We start from the raw sequence: 21,976 nt of genomic DNA, 5'->3' as shown, positions 1-21,976 counted from the left end.
TTTCTTTGATTATTGGTTAATGCCGGCCGCTTTACGGGTTTCAGCAGGATTATGTTGCATCCTGATCCGCCATAAGAGTTCTTCAATGGAAACAACCTTTGTTCCTTTATCGAGGAGGTCTGTTGTCCATTTTACCGGCGTTACGCCGCGTTCGGCAGTGGTATTATTTTTATCTTTAGTAACAATGGAATGATGTGTGGCGCTGTCGCTGAAATGCGACCAGGCGTGTACAATGGTCCAGTTCAATTGTTTGCTACCGGAAGATGATGACGCATTGTCGTTATTTATCCAACCTGCCAGCTCCACCGGATCGCCGGAGCCATTCTTAGGGAGGCTGGCCCACAGCTGGTATTTACAGGTAACTACCGGTATCTCTATTCCCTTTTTATTTTTTACCCAGAAGATTTTTCCATAACCACCATTATAAGGCGAATACTGCACGGCTATCATGCCGGTGAGATCTTCTATCTCTTCTGCATAAATCCTGTAGGCTTCCTGCGCCTGCTCACCGGAAACATCTTTGCAGATGAATCCGAAAACCTTTGCACCGGTTATTTTCATTTGCGTGTTGATCATGCCGGCATATTCACGAAGCAGCTTACCCGGTTCCGGTCTTGACCTTGCAAAAAGGTCGGGATAGTAATAGCCGCCGCCATACTCCACTACGGAGCTGTGCCTGGGTTGGGTTTTCGCCAGGTATTTATATACATCGCTGCCAGCCTGCGACAGGTTAAGCACACAGGTAGTAAACGACATGGGAATATCTTTATTATAAGGGTTGCTCCAATAGTCTTTATTGTTAAGGAAATTGCCAAATGTCCACTGCATATTATCACCATCGCTCATTACAAAGGCATGATAGTTTGCCTGCTCCTGCCAGTTAATTTTCCTGGGATTGAGGGCATGGATTTGCGGGAGTTTATTTACCGGCGGTATCGATAACAAAGCCAGGTTCATACACCAATCCGAAGCAGTATTGATCAAACCCCATCGGGTGCAGGGTTCTATGTGTTTAAACTCTTCTCCTTTATTCCATCCTATAACGGGGGAAAGCGGTTTTACCCAACTGATGATAGATTGAAAAACAGTATCAACACCATAATATACCATGCTTTTCTGTGCGATGGCGTAATCCCTGTTATTGGACCAGGCCGGATTGGCAATCACCAGCGCATGAGGATTTAGCTTTGGCAGTAAGGTTTTAAGAGTAGCTTCATTAAAATCAGCCTGGGTGGCATCGTATAACTTTTTCAGTCCCTTACTCCTGGCAGTGGCTTCCTGCGTAATATCTATCAACACTCCTTTCTCCAGCGCTGCGTATATAGTAGCCAGGTTGATGGAATTATCTTTTCTGTTGAAATCATACAGGATATATCCTTTGATGATTCCTTTCGCCCTGTATCTTTCCACCAGCTGCCAGGGAGTATACGTACCAGGTGTTTTGGCTTTTAATCTCGCTACCAGTGAATGAAAATAAACCTTGTAATCAGGGTTGGATGTTTCAATCCACACACCTTCATGGGTAGTACCTTCATTCAACGCCTGCGCAGCCAGCCCGGCAATAGATTGTGCCAGGTTCATTTCGCGTATATCCGAAGTGTGCTTTATGCCGGCAATTACAACCGATCGGGGGGCTTTTTGCTCCGGCCACCAGCCAGCGTGAGCCGGCAGCCAGAACAATAATAAAAAAACAAATGATCTCATTTTTAGTCTATTGACGCCGGCGCCGGTAAATCGCTGAGCTGTTTTATCTTCGACTCCAGCTTAGCTCCCTGTGCCATTAATTTGTTGCCCAATACTTTGGTGTCTACATCCTGCACAGCTTTGTTTTCCTTAACCGCTAATACTGCAGCTGCGCCTGCTGCCTGCCCCATAATCATATACTGCGGCTCCATCCGGATGGTGGCATATACCACATGACTTACCGATATGCACACCGTTACCAGTAAATTACTGGCTTCATTTTTCTTTGGTAGCAACACACGGTAAGGTATCTGGTAAGGAATATGCTTCATCCGTTCCTGTTCGGTACGTTGTAGTCCGCCTTCATATTTGAGGCGACCTTTACTATCGGCATATCCCTGTACACGATGCACATCCAGGCCGTAGGAGCCCAGGCCAACCGGATCGGGTTTCTGCATTTCTGAAATCACATCTTTCTGTGTCATCACCCAATCGCCGGTCATGCGACGGGCTTCACGTACGTACAATTCATAGGGCCAGTTATTATTATCTGCAAATTCATCTTTTGATAATCCCCATTGATTAAACACATTCCTGAAGTCTGCAGGCAGGCGCGGATCATTCGCCAGGAAATAAACATACCCGGCTACATAATCAATATGGTCCTGCCATATCTCTGCCTTGCGTTTATACGACCCATCAGGATAGTCCCAGTTACCGCCCACATAATCCGCCATGTTAAGATCTACTTTATTGTTGGGAATTTTTCCCATGCCAGGAAATAACTTTGCAGCAGCTTCTGCAGCGCCCAGTTTTTCAATAGCATCCATAGTGGAATAATAAAGCTCAATATACCTGGCCGGATCATATTTTGCCGGCTTAGGATAAGGCGCCTGGTTCGCTTTATTGTTGGTAAGGGAAAGCCTGAAATTATAAGACTGCGTTTTTTTATCGCCCGCGCCTATTGGGCCTGGAGGCGTTGCCTGGATACCGGGCAATAATTTCCCGTTTTCATAAGCGCTCCTGGCGCCGGTGCCTTCCCTGATACCGGCAGAGTATTCATCGTACTGGATCTGTGGCTCCCTGCCTACGATATATGATACACCGGAAAATGCCATCAGGTCGCCTTCATAGGTAGCATCAATAAATACTTTTGCAGAAAAAGAGACGCCGTTTTCCATTGTGATCGCCGTTATTTTGCCATCCTTCTTTTTAACACCGTTCTTTTCTTTCAGGCGGTGATTAAAAAATACGGTAATGTTGGCTTCTTTCACCATATCATTTAATATTTTTTCTGCCACATGCGGTTCGGGAAACCAGGCAACCGTATCTGTGAGGCCGTAATACTTACCGCAACGCTGATACAGCTCTTTCGCATATCCGCCGATCACATCTTTGCGGCCCAGATCAGTAGCAGAAAGACCGCCGGTTACCATACCGCCGAGGTGTTTTTTGGGCTCGAGTATCGCTACCTTCAGCCCTTCACGGGCTGCTGTAATAGCCGCCATTACTCCCGACGCGGTGCCGCCGTATACTACCACATCATATTCGGGTGGCGCCATTCTGCCCGCCATAACGGAAAATGGCAAGATCATTCCAATGACCCATTTGATTAATACGCTTCTTACTTTCATCTTAATAATTCGGGTTTTGTTTAAAGTTTTCTTTGTTGGTAGACAAGTCTATTTCAGATTGTGGAATAGGAAAGAGGTAGTGCTTTGCCGGATCAAAACTGGTGGCCGTATTTACAATTTTTGTATTGCCGGGATCCCGGTTCTTTTTCAGGAACGCTTCAAACCGGCCTGTACGCGCAAGATCATACCAGCGCTGAAACTCAAAACAAAGTTCACGGGCGCGCTCCATCAATATTTCATCGGTCGTAATATCTGCGGCAGTATAATCGTTAAAGCCCGGCGTTTGTGCTGCCGTAATGGGAACACCGCTGGCATCCAGTCCGCGGGCGCGTTGCCTCACTTTGTTGATCGCCGCCAAACCCTCTGCCGAAATGGTTCCGTTCATCTTATAGTCTGCTTCCGTAAACATCAGCAATACATCTGCAAAACGCAGCACAATCACATTGTTGGGGCAATTGGAATACAGGTATTGTGAAGTGGTTTGCCAGGAAGCCCCCCAGCGGTATTTTGTAACGCCGCAGCGGCCCAGGATGGTTTGGTTGTAAGTATCCGGCGAGTAGGGAGAAGTCCAGATATACGTTAATTTAGATGGTGCGTTGTTCGCCACATTGATCATGGAATCGGAAAGGTTCCACACCCTTCTTTTATCGTAGTCCACATCTTTCGGGGTTCTCTTGTAGTAGGTATAAAATTTCGGCACATACACCAGGTTATTCACGCCGGCCATAGAATTGGTATAATACAGCGGGTTACCATTCACCAGGCCGCCGGTATAAGCCATACCATATTCTTTGGTCCATTGTGTACCGTAAGGAACGATCGGGCTGAACTGCAATTCAAACAATGATTCCTTGTTCACATTCTTATTCTCAATTTTGAATACATCACCGTATGTGGGTAGCAGATCTGCGCCGCTGTTATCCTTCACCTCTTTCAGCACCTCCCATGCCTTTGTATACAACGCCTTTACATCCATCGCAATATCTTTATACCCATCCACTTTACCTGTTTGTTTGGTAAGCGCGGTTTCCTTCGCGGATGCCATCGTGAGATATACCTTACCCAGCAATGTTTTGGCGGCCCACTGATTGGCATGTCCGTCATTTGTTTTTTGTTGCGTAAGTACACCGTTCTGCGAAGCAAAGGTGAGATCGCTGAGAATGAAGTCGTATACCTCGTTGAGGGGCCTTCTCGGTAGACCGTAATCAAATTTCCCGCTGATAGGCTTTTCTATAATGGGAATATCCCCAAAAGCCTGCACCAGCCTGAAGTACACGAAGGCGCGGATAAAACGTGCTTCTCCTGTGATTACCTTTCTATCGGCGTCAGAGAGAGCAGTAATTTTAGCGGCAGCATCGATGACGATGTTGGCCCTTGCTGCAATTTCATAATGCCTGATCCAGTATTCATAAATAGATCCTTCACTCACAGAAAAAGTATAGCGGTCGAAATTGAAACGTACCCCCGAAGTCCCTTTGAACATGGCTTCATCTGTACCGACTTCCGTCATAAACAGCGGGGTATTGGTATATACACCGAACAGGTCTTTTGCAGAAGAATACATTCCTACAATACCCGCATCCAATGTGGCTTTATCTACAAAAAAATTGTCGGTTGTATATTGGGTTTGCGGTTTTTCTTCCAGGAATTTTTTACAGGAAGAAAACAGTACAATTGTACATGCAAGTATAATAGCTGATTTCATAACCATTTAGAATTGAGCTTTTAAACCGAATGAGTATACCCTGGATCGTGGATACGAAGCATAATCCAACGATGGCATCAGGTCTCCAAAACCTCCCTGGCGGGTATTTACCTCCGGATCATAACCAGTGTATTTTGTGCTGATCCAGAGATTTTTCCCGCTTACAAAAAGCGTGATATTCCCTATTTTAGGTGTAGTAAAATGATACGACAGCGTTACGTCGCTCAGGCGAATAAAGCTACCGTCCTCTATCCAGTCGGACAGCATCAACAATTCTTCCGGGCTACCGGGCATGCGGTAGCTGTTGTTTGGATTTCCTTTTTCAACCAGTTCCCCTGATGTCATATCATATAAAGACGGACGCCAGGCGTTGACGGATCCTTTCGACATATTATTTGTGCTTCTTCCGGCCTCCATTGCCACCCTGTTGGCATTGTACAGCTTATTGCCATAACTATACTGTACCACCACATTGAGGTTAAATGCCTTATAACGGAATGAGTTGGTGAGGCCACCGGTAAAGGAGGGTTGCCCCTGCCCCAGTACCACGCGGTCGGCTGCATTGATGATACCGTCGCCGTTCTGGTCAATAAACTTCCTCGTTCCCGGTCGTATTTTGCTGATGGCCTGTCCGTTGATCACCGTAAGCCCTGATGCGTCTATGTCTGCCTGCGACTGAAAAATTCCGTTCGTTTGGTATCCAAACCATTGCCCGATCGGCTGCCCGTTCCTGATAATGGCGGTAGTGCCGATCCCGGAAACCACCCCGGGATCGAGGCCCAAATCCGGACCAATTTCCAGCGCCTTTGAACGGTTAACGCCGATGTTGGCATCCAGGTTCCAGCCAAATTGTGCCCGGGTGATAAGTGGAGAGCTGATATTGAATTCCACCCCGCTGTTCTGGATGGAGCCGAGGTTGGTCCATGAACTTCTGTAGCCGCTGTACCCAGGTGTGATTTGTTGTATCAGCAGGTCTTTGGTACGTTTCAGGTACCAGTCGGCCGTAATATTTACTTTATCGTTCCATAATCCGAGGTCCATACCGGCATCTGCCTGTGTGGTGGTTTCCCATTTGAGGGAGGCGTTTTCCGGTCGTTCCACCACTACCCCAAAATCGGGGGTGTTACCATCCATCGGGGAAAAGTAGGTAGTAATCGTAGATAGTGTCAGGTAAGACGGGATTGCGGTATTACCGCTTTGCCCGAAACTTGCGCGGAACTTTAAGTTACTGATGGCGTGTACGGCTTTCAGGAATTTTTCTTCGCTGGCTCTCCAGGCTACCGCGGCGGAAGGAAAGTATCCCCACTTATTATCTTTACTGAAACGGGAAGATCCGTCGGCCCTCATGGTAAGTGTGGCCATATACTTTTGACGGTAATTATATTCGGCCCGTCCTAAAAAGGACGCCATTGTCCATTTGGTGATGTTATAGGTGGGGATAACAGGTACAGTGCCGTTTCCAAGGCCATAGGGTCCCAGCAGCTCTATGTCGTAATGTTGGTTTTCAGCAGTAACAAGGCTCGTTTTGTTTTGCTCAAAGATGGCGCCCCCCATGATGTTAATGCTGTGATCCTTACCTATATTCCCTTTATAATACAGCAGGTTTTCGTTCATCAGTTTATCGGTCGCCCCTCTTGCCAGCACGGCACGCCCGCCGTACTTGGCGCCGGAAGAAGTATTCTTTGGATAATAGGCATCGGTGTTTGTATTTACGGTAGAATAGTTGGCCGTTGTACGGAAGGTGAAATGTTTATCGATGGTCCAGTCCAGCGCCAGGCGTGTCACCCATTCCGCGTTAGATCTTTTATTGGTCACATTCTTGGCCAGCGAATAGGGATTGGTGCTGATATAGCCTTCCACGCCTTCATTATCTTCAATATCAGAAAAGGTAAGCGGCTTTACCGGCTGTTGGCTGAACATGCTGGTGATAACGCTGTTGGAGGTGATTCCGCCATTCTGCGAACCGGAAATAAAACCATTGATAGTAGTGCGGCTGCCGGAAATGTTACTGGTCAGGGTTACTGAGGGGGATAGTTTCTGTTGAAAATTAAACCGCCCGTTAAAGCGTTCATAGCCGCTAAAAACGATCAAACCGCCCTGGTTGAGGTAACCGCCCATAAAAGAAAACTTCGTGTCTTTAGAGCCCCCGGAAGCGCTGATACGGTATTCCTGTATGGCGCTGTTCTGAAACATGGCTTTTTGCCAGTTGGTATTCGTGGAATCCGGATTATTATAGTTGTACCAGTCGTGATACGTTTCATCGGTAGCTACTCCCCAGAAACCGGCGGGGCTGCCCAATGGGGCATCCCGGTAATAGGTGTAGCCCGTGAGTTCCGTGGCCGGCGTATCCTGATCTGTTGCATCTGCCGGCGTATAGGTATAGGCGGAGGCCAGGAAGCGGGCATGTGCATACTCCGAAGCGTCCATTACGCCTACCAGGTGGCCGGGTGTCTGAAAACCGGTGTTGGTGTATAGTTCCACTACTGTTTTCCCTGCCCTGCCGGTTTTGGTAGTGATCATGATCACGCCGTTGGCGCCCCTGGCGCCGTAGATAGCTGTGCCGGAGGCATCTTTCAAAATTTCAATAGATTCAATATCCCCGGGATTGATATCGTTGGCATTTTCCTGCATCACACCATCTATTACGTACAAGGGTGTGCTTCCTCCACTGATAGAGCTGGCCCCGCGGATGCGGATGGTGCTTTCAGAACCGGGTGTGCCATCGTTCTGCGTGATCTGCACACCTGCTGCTTTGCCTTTCATGGCATCTGCCAGGGAAAACAAAGTTCTTTCGGACATCGCTTCCTTTGAAATAGAAGACACTGATGCTGTTACATCTTTCTTCTTCACAGTGCCGTAGCCAATTACCAGCACGTCGTTCAGGGTAGATCCTTCACCCATCAGGCTTACATTGATCTGCGAACGGTTTTTCACGGCTACTTCCCGGCTTTGAAACCCGATGTAAGACACCACCAGTATCCCGGCGCCATGCGTAACATCCGGGATATCAAATTCCCCTTTTTCATTGGTCACTCCTCCTTTGTCAGTGCCTTTCAGCTTCACGGAGGCGCCTGGTAACAGCATCCCTTTCTGGTCGGTTATCTTCCCTGAAATACGCATAACAGTATCTGCTAATGCAGGTGCGTTGCGCGTGGAATCCGGGAGCAGACCTTCCTTTTTTTTAATGTAAATGACCTTGTCCCGGTACTGCCAGGTAAAACCGTTTCCCAGTGCGGCTTTCAGTACTTCCTGGAGAGCGGCATCCTTCAGGTTCAGCGAAATCTTTTGCTGGTCATTGATCTGCTGATTGCTGTAAAATAAGTCGTAGCCCGTTTTGGCGGTAATCTGATTAAAAATTTCTTTTAACGATACATTCCTGACATTCAATGAGATTTTGTCTGATGGTAATTGGCCACTGGCCGGGATAAAGAAAAAACATGACAATAGAAAAATAAGAGCACCTCGTACATAATGTGGCATACGTTCAGTTTTTCAAGTACGTGAAATTTGTACTATAGACAACTTTTCCCCGTAACGGGTGACAAATTTTTTATGCTGTTTTGAATATTTTTTTTGTTTAGGTTTGTAAGATAAATTCCAACCTGTTCCTCGTTAGATTGCTGCTATAAGATGTCAGAACAAAACCAGAAAGCGTTCGGTGAAATATTCTCTATTCATTACAGAAGAATGGTAATGGAGGCATTTTACCTGCTGAGAGATGAGCAGCAGGCTAAAGATGTGGTACAGGAAATATTTATTGATTTGTGGCATAAACAAAACCTGGAAGATATTATTTCTGTAAAAGCATACCTGACCCAAAGCGTCCGCAACAGGTGTCTCAATTTAAAAAAATCAGAGAAGTCACGGGAACAGAAAGAATTAGGATATCAATACGCGGTACAGGCAGATACCGTTGTAACAAAAATACAGGGTGATGAAGACCCGGCCATGCAATACCAGCAGAGGGCCGATCATTTATTACAGGTGATGGGAGAACTGCCGCCTAAAACCGCCAGGATCTTCCAGTTGTATTATATAGAAAAGAAAAGCCGTAACGATGTGGCGGCAGAATTAGGCGTAAGCATAAATACTGTTAAAACTGTATTGTCGCGCGCCCTGCAATTTTTACGAAAGAAAATGCTTTGATCTCAAAATATATGGACCATACTGCAGAAGAAATAAAAAGCCTGATGATAGATAAACTGGACAATCATATTGATCCGGAAGATGAGCTGTTGCTACAGCGCCTGATTTCGGAACAGGAAAATGTACAGGTAATGTGGGAGGAAATGCAGCAGCTGTTCTCTGTTGGTGAAGGTAAGGTTATGATGGAGAAACTGGATACCCGTGAAGAATGGGCCAACCTGAACAATGAGTTAAAAAAAGCACGAAGAAAAAAGATCACCAGGTACATCGGGATCGCAGCCGGCATTGCCGCAGCTGCAATGGCCGCTTTGCTGTACCTGAAATTGCCGCAGGCTTCCCACAAAAAAACCATTGCTGCAACAGCACCGGCCAAATCCATTCTCCTGAAAATCGGCGACAGCAAAGAAATTGATCTTACCGGTGGTGGCAACCAGGCCATTGTAGCCGGAGACGCACGTCTTCATAACAACGGTAAAGTATTAACCCTGCAGGGGGGCGCCAGCAACCAATGGAGTACAATCAGCGTTCCAACCGGAATGGATTACCAGGTAAAATTATCCGACAGCTCTGTACTCTGGCTGAATGCAGCTACCACCGCCCACTTCCCTGTAAACTTTACCGGCAATATCCGTGAAATAGAGATCAGGGGAGAAGCTTACCTGCAGGTGGCCAAAGACGCTTCGCGGCCTTTCATCGTGCATTTGCCCGGCGGCGCAGCCATAGAGGTACTTGGCACCGCTTTTAACATCAACTCCTATGACCCGGCAGCAGTAAAAGTTGCACTGGTGGAAGGAAGCATAAATATGCGAACACCCGCACAAACCGTAGGCTTGAAACCAGGCTTCCTGGCCCGCGTTACTGCCGATGCACCAATACAGGTAGATGCTTTTGATCAGCGGCAGGTGCTGTCGTGGATGAAAGGACAATACATATTTTCCAATACCCCCGTACAGGAAATTGCGCTGACGCTTCAGCGCTGGTATGATGTGAAGGTGGTAATAGATAATCCCACAGTAGGGAAAAAATGCTTTACAGGAATCATTAACAAACAAAAGAAACTCCAGGACTTCCTTGACAACCTCACCTTAACGGCAGAGGTCAGTTACTATTTCGAAGAAGGCGTTTTGCACTTTAAATGACCCCTAAGTGTATGGGAAGTGTATTGTGATCTTTAATAATTATATTTCTCCTTCCACAAACTCTTCAGGTAATTCCTCAGCTCATTTTCACGCGGGTTATTCCCCGGATCATAAAACTTCGTTCCTTTAATAGCGTCTGGCAGAAACTCCTGTATCACAAAATTATTTTCATAACTATGTGCATATGCATACCCTTTGCCATAGTCCATTTCTTTCATCAATTTCGTAGGGGCGTTCCTGATATGCAAAGGTACCGGCAGATCACCGGTTTTGGCTACTACCGACTGCGCCGCGCTGATAGCTGCAACGGCTGCATTGCTTTTGGCCGAAGCTGCCAGGTAGGTAACGCATTGCGACAGGATAATCCTCGATTCAGGAAAGCCTATCAGGTTTACCGCCTGGAAGCAGCTGGTGGCCAGCAACTGCGCATTGGGATTGGCATTGCCGATATCTTCCGAAGCCAGGATCACCAATCTGCGGGCAATAAATTTCACGTCTTCGCCACCGTCAATCATCCTGGCGAGATAGTATAATGCCGCATTGGGATCACTCCCGCGAATGGATTTAATAAACGCGGAAATAATGTCGTAATGCTGCTCCCCTTTTTTATCGTATATGGCTACCCGTTGTTGGGCGATATCCATTACTTTTTTGTCTGTAATCACAATCGGATCCTCCCGTAAAGTGGTTACCACCAGCTCAAAAAGATTGAGCAGTTTGCGCGCATCTCCGCCGGAAATATTAAAAAGCGCACTGGTTTCTTTGATCTCAATATGTTTGCTGCGCAGCCACTCATCCCGTTCCATTGCCTGCTGCAGTAACTGCATCAGCTGATCGTTGCCGAGAGGTTTCAGCACATACACCTGGCTGCGGGATAATACCGCCGCATTTACTTCAAAAGACGGATTCTCGGTAGTGGCGCCTATAAGGGTGATGATCCCCTTTTCTACAGCGCCCAGCAGGGCATCCTGCTGCGATTTATTAAACCGGTGGATCTCATCAATGAACAACACCGCGTGTTGTTGCCGCCTCGCCATCTCTATCACTTCCCTCACTTCCTTTACACCAGCCGATATAGCGCTGAGTGTATAAAAGGGAACCTGTAATGTATGTGCAATGATGTTGGCAATAGTTGTTTTTCCTACACCGGGAGGCCCCCACAAAATCATGGAAGGGATCATTCCCTGCTCTATCGCTTTTCTTAAAATACTGTCCTTGCCGGTAAGATGTTCCTGCCCCACCAGTTCATCCAACGTTACCGGTCTTAACCGCTCCGCTAATGGTTGCATACTACACTTATGGTTTATTGTTTATTGCCCGGGTTAACGAGCGGAATTTGTTTGTCTGAATCAGGACGGTTAACCTGGTTCATTTTAAACGACATGATCCCTTTTACAGACCGGGCGCGGGTAACCGCCAGTGTGGCTTTCTCTCCCGTAAAATTTTCGGCTACAGTGGCCTCAAACAGTTGCAGCCAGCGGTCAAAATAGGCAGGCTCCAACGGAATCAGCTTGTTCAGCCTGAAATGAGGATCCATCACATTCCCTTTGTAATTGCCACCGTCCAGCAACACTCCTTCCCAAAAATTATACATGATGGGCAGGTGATGCGGCCAGTCGACCTTCGCCACATCATTAAAAATAAAGCCGATCAGATCATCTGCCTTTACTTTATCATAAAAACTATCTACCAGTAATATGATATCATCTCTGTTGGCTATCTCCCGCTTTTCCATAATTCCGTTTTTTATTCTTCATTTTCTTCGTTCCTGCCACCCTGCAACTGCAGCCACTGGCGGAGGTAGCGGAACGACAGTACAATATTCAATGTAAACAAACTCCCCATCACCAGCAGGAAAACACCTATTGGCGCTACCAGGGTTTGCTTAACCGCTGCCTGCTGATCTGCTGGTAAATTATCAATCTCCGCCTTCATCTGCTCCGGTGTAACCAGCAAAATAGTTAACCCCGACAAAATGAGCAGGATAGAAAATATCAGCCCTACCGTACCCATAAACCTCATACCTCCCGGCGTGCTCTCCTTCAGGGGAATTTCCGGTAATAACAGGCTCCGCTGAAGATATAATGATAAAACGCTATGGATAAAACAGGCGCCCATCGAAAGCAGGGACACAATTGACCCAAAGTTCGTACCCAGAAAAAGGACGCTGGACAAGAGCATGAACGTGAAAATGCCGGATATCATCAATACTATAACCGTGGTAACCCTGTACAATTTAAACCTGAAATCCATTTATATGTTAGTTTACGTAACACAAACCTACCTAATTATTCAGAGATTCCGGGATTTGATCGGTAACAGCCATCATGGCGGGGATTGCCGTTCATAAAAAACCCTTCATGCAACCTGACCCGTTTTCCATAACTTAGAATACTAAACCTGTTTTAAATATGAACAAAACCAATGCGGTAAAACTACCGTTGCTGGCTGCCATCGTTACACTCGCAGCCTGCAATTCAAACAGTTCCTCGCAGCAGGCGGAAACGGCCGACACCACAAAAGTGCCCGCTTTTAACCTGGCTGATATCGACTCTTCCTACAAAGCCTGTGATGATTTTGACAATTATGTGAATGGTAACTGGAAAAAAAACAACCCCATCCCTTCTACAGAAAGCCGCTGGGGAGCGTTTAACGTTCTCGATAAAGAAAACAAAGAAGTCCGCCTTAAAGGAATCATTGCTGAAATCAGCAGCAAAACAGACCTGAAAAAAGGTACAGAAGAACAACAGATCGCCGACTACTACTCTTCCTTCCTGGATACCGCTACCATCGAACAACGCGGCATCACCCCGCTGCAACCCTACCTGGATAAGATTGCCGGCGTTAAAACACTCGCCGACTGGGCCAGCGTAACCGGTGAACTCCAGAAAATCGGGGTATCTACCTTTACCGGTTTTGGCGCAGAAGCAGATGCCAAAAACAGCAAAATGAATATCCTTTACCAGGGACAGGACGGCCTGAGCCTCGGTGAAAAAAGCTACTATGAAAGACAGGATTCCGCTACCAAAAATGTACGCAGTGAATTTGTTAGTCACGTTGATAAAATGTTTAAACTGGCAGGTTTCCCTGAAGCCAGCGCCGGCAAAACAATCCTCGATTTTGAAACCAAACTCGCCGCTATTCAGCTGAGCAATGTAGAACTGCGCGATCCCGTTAAAACCTATAACAGGGCCGCATTCTCAGAACTGAAAACACTGGCGCCTGATTTCGATTGGGAAAACTTTGCCGCTAAACAGGACATCAAAACCGATACCCTCGTACTCCAGAACAAAGCCTATCTCACCAAAGCCAACGCACTGCTGAAAGCTACTCCGCTGGAAACACTGAAAACATATTCCAAATGGCAGCTGCTGGGCCAGTTCGCCGGTTATTTACCATCTACCTTTGATAATGAAAACTTTCATTTCTACGGTACGGTAATGACAGGTAAAAAATCGCAGAAAACCCGCGCAGAACGCGCTATCCGCTCTACCGACGGGAAAATGGGCATGCCGCTGGGTAAACTGTTTGCCAAAAAATATTTCCCGGAAAGCAGCAAACAGAAAGTATCCGAGATGATCGAAAATGTGCGTAAAGTATATGGCGAAAGAATCGACAAACTCACCTGGATGGGCGATTCCACCAAACAAATGGCACACAAAAAACTCGCTTCCTTTACCTATAAAATCGGTTACCCCGATAAATGGAAAGACTATTCTTCCATCAACATAGAAAAAGGGAAACTGGTGGAAAATGTAATTGCCGCAAGCTTATACGTACACAAAGAGAGTGTTGATAAAATAGGTAAACCGGTAGATAAAAGCGAATGGGGTATGACACCTCAAACTGTAAACGCATATTACAACCCGTTAAACAACGAAGTAGTATTTCCCGCAGGTATCCTCCAGCCGCCTTTCTATAACCCTAATGCAGACGACGCCATCAACTACGGTGGCATCATTGCCGTTATCGGCCACGAATTTACCCACGGCTTCGACGACCAGGGTTCACAGTTCGATGCAGACGGTAACCTGAAAAACTGGTGGACTGAAGCCGACCGTAAGAACTTCGATAAACTGACCAAACGTTATATCGACTACTTCAGCGGCCTCGAAGCACTACCTGGTTTCAAAATCAATGGCGCCTTAACCATTGGTGAAAACGTAGCCGACCTGGGTGGTTTAACACTGGCCTATCACGCATTGATAAAATCTTTTGAAGGTAAAGGCGAACCCAAACCTATCGACGGATTTACCTGGCAGCAACGTTTCTTCCTGGGCTGGGCACAGGTGTGGCATGGCAACATCACAGATGCCGCCCTCCGCAACCAGATCCAGACAGATCCTCACTCACCGGCAAAATTCCGTATCAACGGGCCGCTGCCTCACCTGGCTGAATTCCAGGCCGCATGGGGCTGCGCTCCGGGAAGTAAAATGGTTTTACCGGAAGCAGAACGTGTAGTGATCTGGTAATAATTACCCGGCAACTATTATATAGCATTACGGATTTGTTGGAAGAAGCGTGACAAGCTCACCATCTCCCCGCAAATCCGTAATTCTTTTTTATCTATACCTTCGTTAAAAAAATACGTATGAAATACATATTCATTGCCTGTAGCGCCTTATTCCTGTTTGCCTGTGCACAAAAGAAGGCGCCGGCCGAAAATGCCGGTACTCCTGCACCTCCCGCTGAAACTCCGGCAGTGGTGGCTGGCAATAAGCTCCCGGACCCCGTTTGCGAAATGCCTTACGATACCAGTTATAAAGAATGGACTGTGTACAAGACAGATACCCTTCATTTCTGCTCGGCTACCTGCAAAGGAGTTTTTGAAAAAGCGCCGGAAAAATATATGGCCAAAATTGGCAAATAGTATATAAGAAAATAGCCGCCTGGGTAAAAACCCGGGCGGCCTAAGATTACAGTTTATGAAATCTATTTTATTTAAAATAGAATGTTGAAAATTAGTTGCCAAATCTGGTCCAGGTAGCTGTCCAGTCGGTTGTTGCGTCCATTGCTCCAATGAAAGCTGTTTTATCAAAGAAAGCATTGTCAAGACCACCAGTATATTTTCCGGTTGTGGTTAACGCTACGGAAGTTGCCTGTGGCTTCACATTAGGAGCTGCCAGGTTAAATGGATCTGTAAGCTTGATATCACCCGCATTGGTAAACAACTTGCTCATATTTGTTCCTTCCACTACCGCTTTCAGGTCGGCAGCAGTCCATACAGCAGGAACACCTACCAGTTTATCAATTTTATAAGGTTCAGTCACTGCCTGTAAGAAACTGTTCTCAAATTTGCTGATACCAGTTTTGTAGTAAGTAACTGTCAAATCATCATCCAGGTCCAGTCCTGCCAGTTGACCGCCAATTGCAATTGAGTTAGCCATTTCAAACTGAGCGCCTTTTCTCCAACGCATGTTATAGCCATAAGTGTTTTTAGTATTGGCTGCACCGTTAGGACCTACCAGTGTAAAGTTTGAAATAACCGGATGCGTGATCGGCGTAGCGGTATATGGCTTGGAAGTGCCATTGGTATTATCTACTTCCATATTGTTGGAAATATCACCTTTGGTTTTATCATCTGTAAAAGCAGGATCTTTGATAGAAATAGCATACTGGATTTTACCACGATATCCATCATCAAAATCAAAATCATCATCCGCACATTTGTAAGCGATCAGGTGTTTGGCATTAGCTGTTCCACCGAAAAATTCGAAGGCGTCATCCAGCCCGCGCACTACCTGAATATAGTCTAACACGGTTCCGTCGCCTACAGCGTATAAAGTAAGACCGTTAATTTCATCATTAGGACCAGTTGCTTTACCTGCATACTCAATACGAACATATTTCAAAGTACCGGAATTATCATGGTCATCAGTGCCGCCAAATGTCTTATGGTTGGCATCTACGTTTCCTTCCAGTTCAGCATGGTTGCCGTTCCAGGTTGCTTTACCTACCAGTACAACTCCACCCAGATCACCTGGTTGTTTCTCTGTTTGCGCAGAAGTAAATACAATAGGAGCATCCTTTGTACCTTCTGCCATAATTTTAGCTCCTCTGTAAATTACAAGTACGCCGGCAGAATCTTTATTGCTGATAATATTTGTACCTGCTTCGATCGTTAACGTAGCGGGGGCATCTACGTAAACATAACCACGCAAACGATACACTTTATTCTTTGACCAGGTGGTGCTGGCGCTGATAGTACCCCTTACGTTAATTGTATCGCTACCAGTTGTTGGCGGAGGGGTTGGCGTGTTGTTGTCATTATCCTTGCTGCAGGCAGCAAATAAGGACGCAGTTGCAAATAATAAAAACAGGTGCTTGTTTGTCATCGCTACTTTAATTAGATTACAAAAATTGATTTTCTCTATTAACTGGTTAATCTGATCTGTCTATTTCCTGTTGCGGTGACTCAGAAAATTATATCTGAATGCCACAGAGAAAGTGGTTCCTGGCTTTATTGAGTTGATCACTTTATCATTGGCCCGGTTAAACGCCGTTTTATCTGTTCCGGGATATTTATAATACAGGGCAATAGGTTGTGCGAAAATATCGGCGATACTAAGCTTCAGCTCTGCAGCATCACCCAATAATCTTTTCCCTATCTGGAAATCAACTACATCACGCGGTTTTTCGTAAGTATCCAGTCCTTCATTCTCACCTCTGAAACGCAAACGCTGCCCGATCCTGTTATACAGGAGGTTAACAGAAAAACCATTGTTAGACGAGATGTAGGTAAGACCGCTATTGATCAGGTAAGGGGACTGTCCCTGTAACGGTGTTTTCTTAGTTACTCCCTGGAGTTCTACTTCCGAATGAATTACGGCTGCATTCACATAAAAGGTCAATCCCTTGATAATTTTGTTATCAGCTATAAATCCGAGGTTTTTCCTCAGCTCCAGCTCTCCGCCAAAGTCGGTAGCAGCTATTGCATTACTAAATGACAATACATCATTTCCCTGGTTAATCTGCTCTATAGGATCTTTGAAGTGCTTATAAAACACAGAAGCTGATAATACTTCTCCTGCACCCGGGAAAAATTCAAACCGGAGATCTGCATTGGAGTTCAGGCTACGCTGCAGGTTTGGATTGCCGGAAATGAAAAACTCATTCTCGTAGTCGTAGTACCTGAAAAACGCCAGTTCTCTGAATTCCGGCCTGTTTACCGAACGGGAATAAGAGGCGCGCATGTTCATCTTTTCATTCAACGCAACGGTAAGGTTTGCAGAAGGTAATACATCGGTATTGTTATAATCCTGCGTATCCTGGTTCACCGCCTTTAATTGCTGATGATAGTTCTCTATCCTGGCGCCCCATACAAGCCGTACATTTTTCAGTATCTGATTATCCAGCATCAGGTATCCGGTTGTGAGATCGCCAATACCCTGGTAATCTTTTGTATTCATGTCTATCCTGGCCAGGAATATCCTGTTTGCTTCCAGACTTTCATTGCTGAGGATATTAGCCGGTGTAACATCTTTAGTCAACTCCAGGTCAATACCACTACCGCTGTTTGCGTTACTGGCATATCCCAGTGCCACAACAGAAAAGTCCCTGTCACGATATACCTTACCAGCGCCAAATTTAAATTTCTGCGAAGCCCCCAGCATCTTAAATGGCATGGTCACATTCAGATTGGCACTGTAAATATTCTCTTTCAGATTGGAAAACACGCGGCCCGCACTGTTCACAGCAGGGCTGTTTTCATTAGACAAATGCAGCGAGAAGGGTTTTGACGGATCACGCTGAAAAAATGCGAGGATACGCTGATCCGGCTGATTCCTGTAAGAGCGCCCGTAGGCAGCATTCCAGTCGATCGTTAGTTTATCAGATTTCAGTTTATGCTGACCCTCCAGGGCAGTATTAAACAACCCGTTTTGCGTTGTTTCATTATTCAGGCTATATACCTTGGTAGTATTATTGGTACCGTCAAACTGATATCCGTTCCTGCGGGTAAAATTGATGCTGAAATCATTGTTATAGAAATTCTTCCAGGATATTTTGCTTCTACCATAAGTATATGCCAGATTCAATACGCTTCCCAGGTTACGGTTCTTACCATATATTTCATCGTGGTAAGAATAGGTATGTTCTTTAGTATTCAGGTAAGCATCCCGGTCTTTAAACCGGAGTGTTTGATTAGTACCATAGTTAACCGCGAAAATATAGCCAAATCTGCGGTTGTTTTTTAAGGACCAGGAATTGCCGGAAGCTACCTGGATACTCAATGGAGGTAAGGCTTTCCCTTCTTTTGATTCTCCAAAGGTATTCGGAAAATCTTTTGAAATAGCAATCTTCTGACTGGTTTCCAGGTTGGTGTAACTATCCTTTACTTTTGTATAGGAAGATGGTAACTTACGGGACCCGTCGTCAAAACCAAGAAAATCCAGATTGCCTTTAGGAGGGCCGGAGTAAAAATCCCTGCCAGTAGTTTGTGTATTATAACCGGTTCCAAGCTGTAATTCCAAAAATTTCTGATCTGGGAAATCTTTTGTACTCACTTTAATGGCGCCTCCGGAAAAATCGCCGGGCAAATCAGGAGAAGCCGTTTTGTAGATGGTAATATTATCTATCAGGTTAGCAGGAATAATGTCGAAGGAAAATGCTCTTTTATCAGGTTCCGTACTGGGCATTACAGCATTATTCATCAGGGTGGTATTGTATCTTTCTCCCAATCCCCGTACTACAACAAATTTATTATCCTGGATGCTGGTACCACTTACTCTTTTCAACACTTCGCCCGTATTCTTATCCGGTGATTTCTTGATCAGATCTGCGGAAATCCCATCTGATACCACAGCGCTATTCTTTTGTGCTGCATATAAAGCATTGATAGTTTCTTGTTTGAATGAACCCCTGATCACCACTTCGCTCAATTCTTTCGATTTTGGCTCATCCATTATAATATCCAGATTTACGGACTTTCCAGGAGCTGCTTTAACATCAGAAACTGATTTTGTCTGATAGCCCATATACTTGAAATCCAGGGTATAATTACCAGCGTCTACTGTAATTGTATAACGGCCTTCCACATCTGTAACCGCGCCCTTACCTGTACCCTGCACTACAATGGTTACACCAATCAACGCTTCCCCACTTTTCTTATCAGTCACCTTACCGGTGATTTTGGCAGGATCAACTGCAAAGGAGGCATTGGCAAAGGAACAGCACACTAACAGTGCCCAGATAAGTACAGAAGAGATTCGTTTCACAATATTTTTTTAATCAGATTCTAATACGGCTTTAAATCCGTTTTAATATTTGATGGCAAAAGTATTGGCACTACATTACCGAAGTGTTAACGGGGCATTACCAGAATGTTAATTGATAAAAGGCTTTTCGGGGGGATATAAAAGAAGATAGCCGGAGCTGCTAAAAGAGCATTGATCAGGGGGGAAACAAATTAATTACCACATATTTTGCTGTGGCGACTGGCGGTTATTATTCGTCAACATATCCAGGGAAATATCCAGCTGGTAGTTACGGTCAGTTTTTCTATCGGCTACGGGACAGGCAATCTGGAATAAGTGCTGGCTTTTATTCATGAAGGGCTTGTTGTCCTTATTGCACAACTCCAGTGAGAAGTTGAACCGTTCTTCCACTTCTTCCTCAAACTCCCGCAAACTCAATGTTTCGTCGATAGGAAATTCAATCAAAACATCTTCTTCAAAACCCGCGTCCTTTAATGTATCAAATGTATTGGCCAGTGAGTTACGCACATACACCGCCACATTACAAAAGAGCAAACGCTGGATCTGCATCTGCAATAGGGAGATAGTCATTAAAGGATGTAACTTCAATACTTTCATCTAGCTGTTTTTCTTGCTTATCTAAATGTGCCAATATCGTCACACTTAATTATTTCTCTGGCAAACTTAGTAGTCTACTTTTAATTTAATATTAAGCGCTTGTTATGATTTTGTGAAAATAGTATTTAAATATAAATATATTTAAAATATTTAAATGTAATAAACAGAAAGAAAAATCAGGAGCCGGGGAAGGTAATAATACGGGTGGCGTCCCAGTCAAGCCCATCATCATCATCTTCTGCCAATACAGCGCCTTTACGGGTAACGGGGTGTTGGTACAGGGCCCATTGCTGGTTAGTATATTCAAGAGAGGTGAGACTCTCTACCCAATCGCCGGAATTCAGGTAAGTGATCGTTTTATCGCCTACCTTCATTTCTTTGATCAGTGGCTGGTGGATATGACCGCAGCACACTACATCAAACTCCTTGTCTGCCGCTATTTCAGCAACGGTTTGTTCAAAATCGGAAATAAACTTCACAGCCGACTTCACCCCTTGTTTTACTTTTTTGGAGAAAGACATCTTTTCTCTCCCCATACTTTCCAGCACATGATTCACCAGCCGGTTGAGAATAATCAGCAAATCGTATCCCTTGCCGCCCAGTTTGGCCAGCCATTTGGAGTTTTTCATGGTCACATCGTACACGTCGCCATGAAAGAACCAGTGTCTTTTGCCATCTACCTCCAGCACCAGTTTATTATCGATTGTAAAGTTACTCAGTTCAAACCCTGCGTATTTACGGAGGGCCTCGTCGTGATTGCCTGTCAGATAATACACCTCGGTGCCTTTGCCGATCATCTTCAGGATTTTCCGGATCACTTTGGTATGGGCTTTTGGGAAATAGCGTTTGCTGAATTGCCAGATATCGATAATATCTCCATTCAGCACCAATATCCGTGGGTCGATACTATCCAGGTACTGAATCAGTTCTTTGGCGTGACAACCGTAAATTCCCAGATGAACATCTGAAATTACAGCTATATCTAATGGGCGTTTATCCGACATTATAGGTTTGTATGTACAGGTTGTAGGCAGCCTGTTTATGAGTATAATTTTCTATGCAAAGGAAAAATCGCTATATTACTTTTATATTAATCCAGTGTTAAGGAATTATTAATTCACGTTTTTTACTGGCTGGGATAGATTCTGAAAGCTATTTTTGCGGCAAATTTTATAAACTCAAACGTATGGGAGGCTTCAATTCTTTTGTTAAACTATTCATGCCGAAAGACCGGGTATTTTATTCTTTGTTTGAAGATGTAGCTTCCAATCTGGTAGAAATGGCGACTGTGCTCAACGAGCTGGTAGCCACCACAGATCTGGCCGTGAGAAAGGATAAGGTACACCTGATAGAACGCCTGGAACACAAAAACGACGATTACACACACCGCATATTTGTAGAGCTCGGACAGAACTTTATCACCCCGTTTGACCGTGAAGACATTCACTACCTGGCGGCAACACTGGATGATGTGGCAGATTATATCCACGGTTCTGCCAAAAGAATGGATCTCTACAAAGTACACTACATCAACGATAGCATCCGCAAACTGGCGGAACTGATCCACCTGGGTGTACTGGAACTTGCCAAAGCAATCCCCGAACTGCGTAATATGCAGAATATGCGCATCATTACGGATGCCTGCGTAAAGATCAACAGCCTGGAAAACCACGCTGATGACATCTACGACATGGCTATCGCCGACCTGTTTGACACAGAGCAGAACGCGGCAGAACTGATTAAAATGCGTGAAATCTACCAGGCCCTGGAAATCGCTACCGATAAATGCGAGGACTGCGCCAACGTAATAGAAACCATTATTATCAAGTACTCCTGATAAAGGGGAATACAGTTCTG

General features: G+C 45.4%; 16 protein-coding genes. 5 read left to right on the top strand and 11 right to left on the bottom strand.

The features are described from left to right. Positions 1-9: 9 nt before the first annotated feature. From ACMXI2_RS30790 to ACMXI2_RS30775, 4 genes are read right to left on the bottom strand one after another with little or no spacing between them, the layout of a single operon-like run. On the bottom strand, positions 10-1,704 hold the full coding sequence (locus ACMXI2_RS30790) for a hypothetical protein (RefSeq protein WP_483779663.1): 1,695 nt from the start codon (positions 1,702-1,704) through the stop codon (positions 10-12). 2 nt (positions 1,705-1,706) lie between these two features. Beyond that, positions 1,707-3,317, bottom strand: a complete 1,611-nt coding sequence (locus tag ACMXI2_RS30785; RefSeq protein ID WP_483779662.1) for an FAD-dependent oxidoreductase — start codon at positions 3,315-3,317, stop codon at positions 1,707-1,709. A 1-nt stretch (position 3,318) separates the two neighbouring features. Beyond that, positions 3,319-5,022: a RagB/SusD family nutrient uptake outer membrane protein gene (locus ACMXI2_RS30780; protein ID WP_483779661.1), complete on the bottom strand. Its 1,704-nt coding sequence runs from the start codon at positions 5,020-5,022 to the stop codon at positions 3,319-3,321. 6 nt (positions 5,023-5,028) lie between these two features. After that, positions 5,029-8,409 (bottom strand): TonB-dependent receptor, encoded by a 3,381-nt coding sequence (locus ACMXI2_RS30775; protein WP_483779660.1) that lies wholly within the window; start codon positions 8,407-8,409, stop codon positions 5,029-5,031. 243 nt (positions 8,410-8,652) lie between these two features. On the opposite strand from ACMXI2_RS30775, the gene ACMXI2_RS30770 reads away from it, so the two are divergent. Then, on the top strand, positions 8,653-9,168 hold the full coding sequence (locus tag ACMXI2_RS30770; RefSeq protein WP_483779659.1) for an RNA polymerase sigma factor: 516 nt from the start codon (positions 8,653-8,655) through the stop codon (positions 9,166-9,168). Positions 9,169-9,179: 11 nt separating this feature from the next. Beyond that, the gene (locus tag ACMXI2_RS30765; RefSeq protein ID WP_483779658.1) at positions 9,180-10,307 is read left to right on the top strand and encodes a FecR family protein; all 1,128 of its coding nucleotides are present in this window, start codon (positions 9,180-9,182) and stop codon (positions 10,305-10,307) included. A gap of 32 nt (positions 10,308-10,339) precedes the next feature. Here ACMXI2_RS30765 and ACMXI2_RS30760 read toward each other — a convergent pair whose 3' ends face one another. The 3 genes from ACMXI2_RS30760 to ACMXI2_RS30750 are packed head-to-tail and all read right to left on the bottom strand — an operon-like array spanning position 10,340 to position 12,560. Further along, entirely contained in the window at positions 10,340-11,596 is a 1,257-nt protein-coding gene (locus tag ACMXI2_RS30760) for a replication-associated recombination protein A (protein ID WP_079469685.1), read from the bottom strand. Positions 11,597-11,610: 14 nt separating this feature from the next. Beyond that, positions 11,611-12,042 carry a group III truncated hemoglobin gene (locus ACMXI2_RS30755; protein WP_483779657.1) on the bottom strand — a complete coding sequence of 144 codons (432 nt, stop codon included), beginning with the start codon at positions 12,040-12,042 and terminating at the stop codon, positions 11,611-11,613. A gap of 11 nt (positions 12,043-12,053) precedes the next feature. Beyond that, positions 12,054-12,560 (bottom strand): hypothetical protein, encoded by a 507-nt coding sequence (locus tag ACMXI2_RS30750; RefSeq protein WP_483779656.1) that lies wholly within the window; start codon positions 12,558-12,560, stop codon positions 12,054-12,056. A 158-nt stretch (positions 12,561-12,718) separates the two neighbouring features. Here ACMXI2_RS30750 and ACMXI2_RS30745 point away from each other — a divergent pair, with 158 nt between their 5' ends. Further along, positions 12,719-14,779, top strand: a complete 2,061-nt coding sequence (locus ACMXI2_RS30745; protein ID WP_483779655.1) for a M13 family metallopeptidase — start codon at positions 12,719-12,721, stop codon at positions 14,777-14,779. Between the two features lie 119 nt (positions 14,780-14,898). After that, the gene (locus ACMXI2_RS30740) at positions 14,899-15,177 is read left to right on the top strand and encodes a YHS domain-containing protein (RefSeq protein WP_483779654.1); all 279 of its coding nucleotides are present in this window, start codon (positions 14,899-14,901) and stop codon (positions 15,175-15,177) included. A gap of 91 nt (positions 15,178-15,268) precedes the next feature. On the opposite strand, the gene ACMXI2_RS30735 is transcribed toward ACMXI2_RS30740, so the two are convergent. From ACMXI2_RS30735 to ACMXI2_RS30720, 4 genes are all read right to left on the bottom strand, one after another. Then, complete coding sequence (locus tag ACMXI2_RS30735) at positions 15,269-16,642, bottom strand: hypothetical protein (protein ID WP_483779653.1); 1,374 nt, start codon at positions 16,640-16,642, stop codon at positions 15,269-15,271. A gap of 60 nt (positions 16,643-16,702) precedes the next feature. Beyond that, complete coding sequence (locus tag ACMXI2_RS30730; RefSeq protein WP_483779652.1) at positions 16,703-19,522, bottom strand: TonB-dependent receptor; 2,820 nt, start codon at positions 19,520-19,522, stop codon at positions 16,703-16,705. 195 nt (positions 19,523-19,717) lie between these two features. Next, on the bottom strand, positions 19,718-20,119 hold the full coding sequence (locus tag ACMXI2_RS30725) for a hypothetical protein (RefSeq protein ID WP_079469692.1): 402 nt from the start codon (positions 20,117-20,119) through the stop codon (positions 19,718-19,720). Between the two features lie 176 nt (positions 20,120-20,295). Continuing rightward, a complete protein-coding gene (locus ACMXI2_RS30720; protein WP_483779651.1) occupies positions 20,296-21,123 on the bottom strand; it encodes a UDP-2,3-diacylglucosamine diphosphatase in 828 nt (275 codons plus the stop codon). 182 nt (positions 21,124-21,305) lie between these two features. On the opposite strand from ACMXI2_RS30720, the gene ACMXI2_RS30715 reads away from it, so the two are divergent. Further along, positions 21,306-21,956, top strand: coding sequence for a DUF47 domain-containing protein (locus ACMXI2_RS30715; protein ID WP_079469694.1), 651 nt, complete (start codon positions 21,306-21,308; stop codon positions 21,954-21,956). Positions 21,957-21,976 lie beyond the last annotated feature (20 nt).

It is taken from the genome of Chitinophaga sp. G7 BAM 1005 (assembly GCF_057126945.1).
The sequence above is the reverse complement of the archived record's forward strand: the minus strand, read 5'-3'. Positions and strand labels throughout refer to the sequence as shown.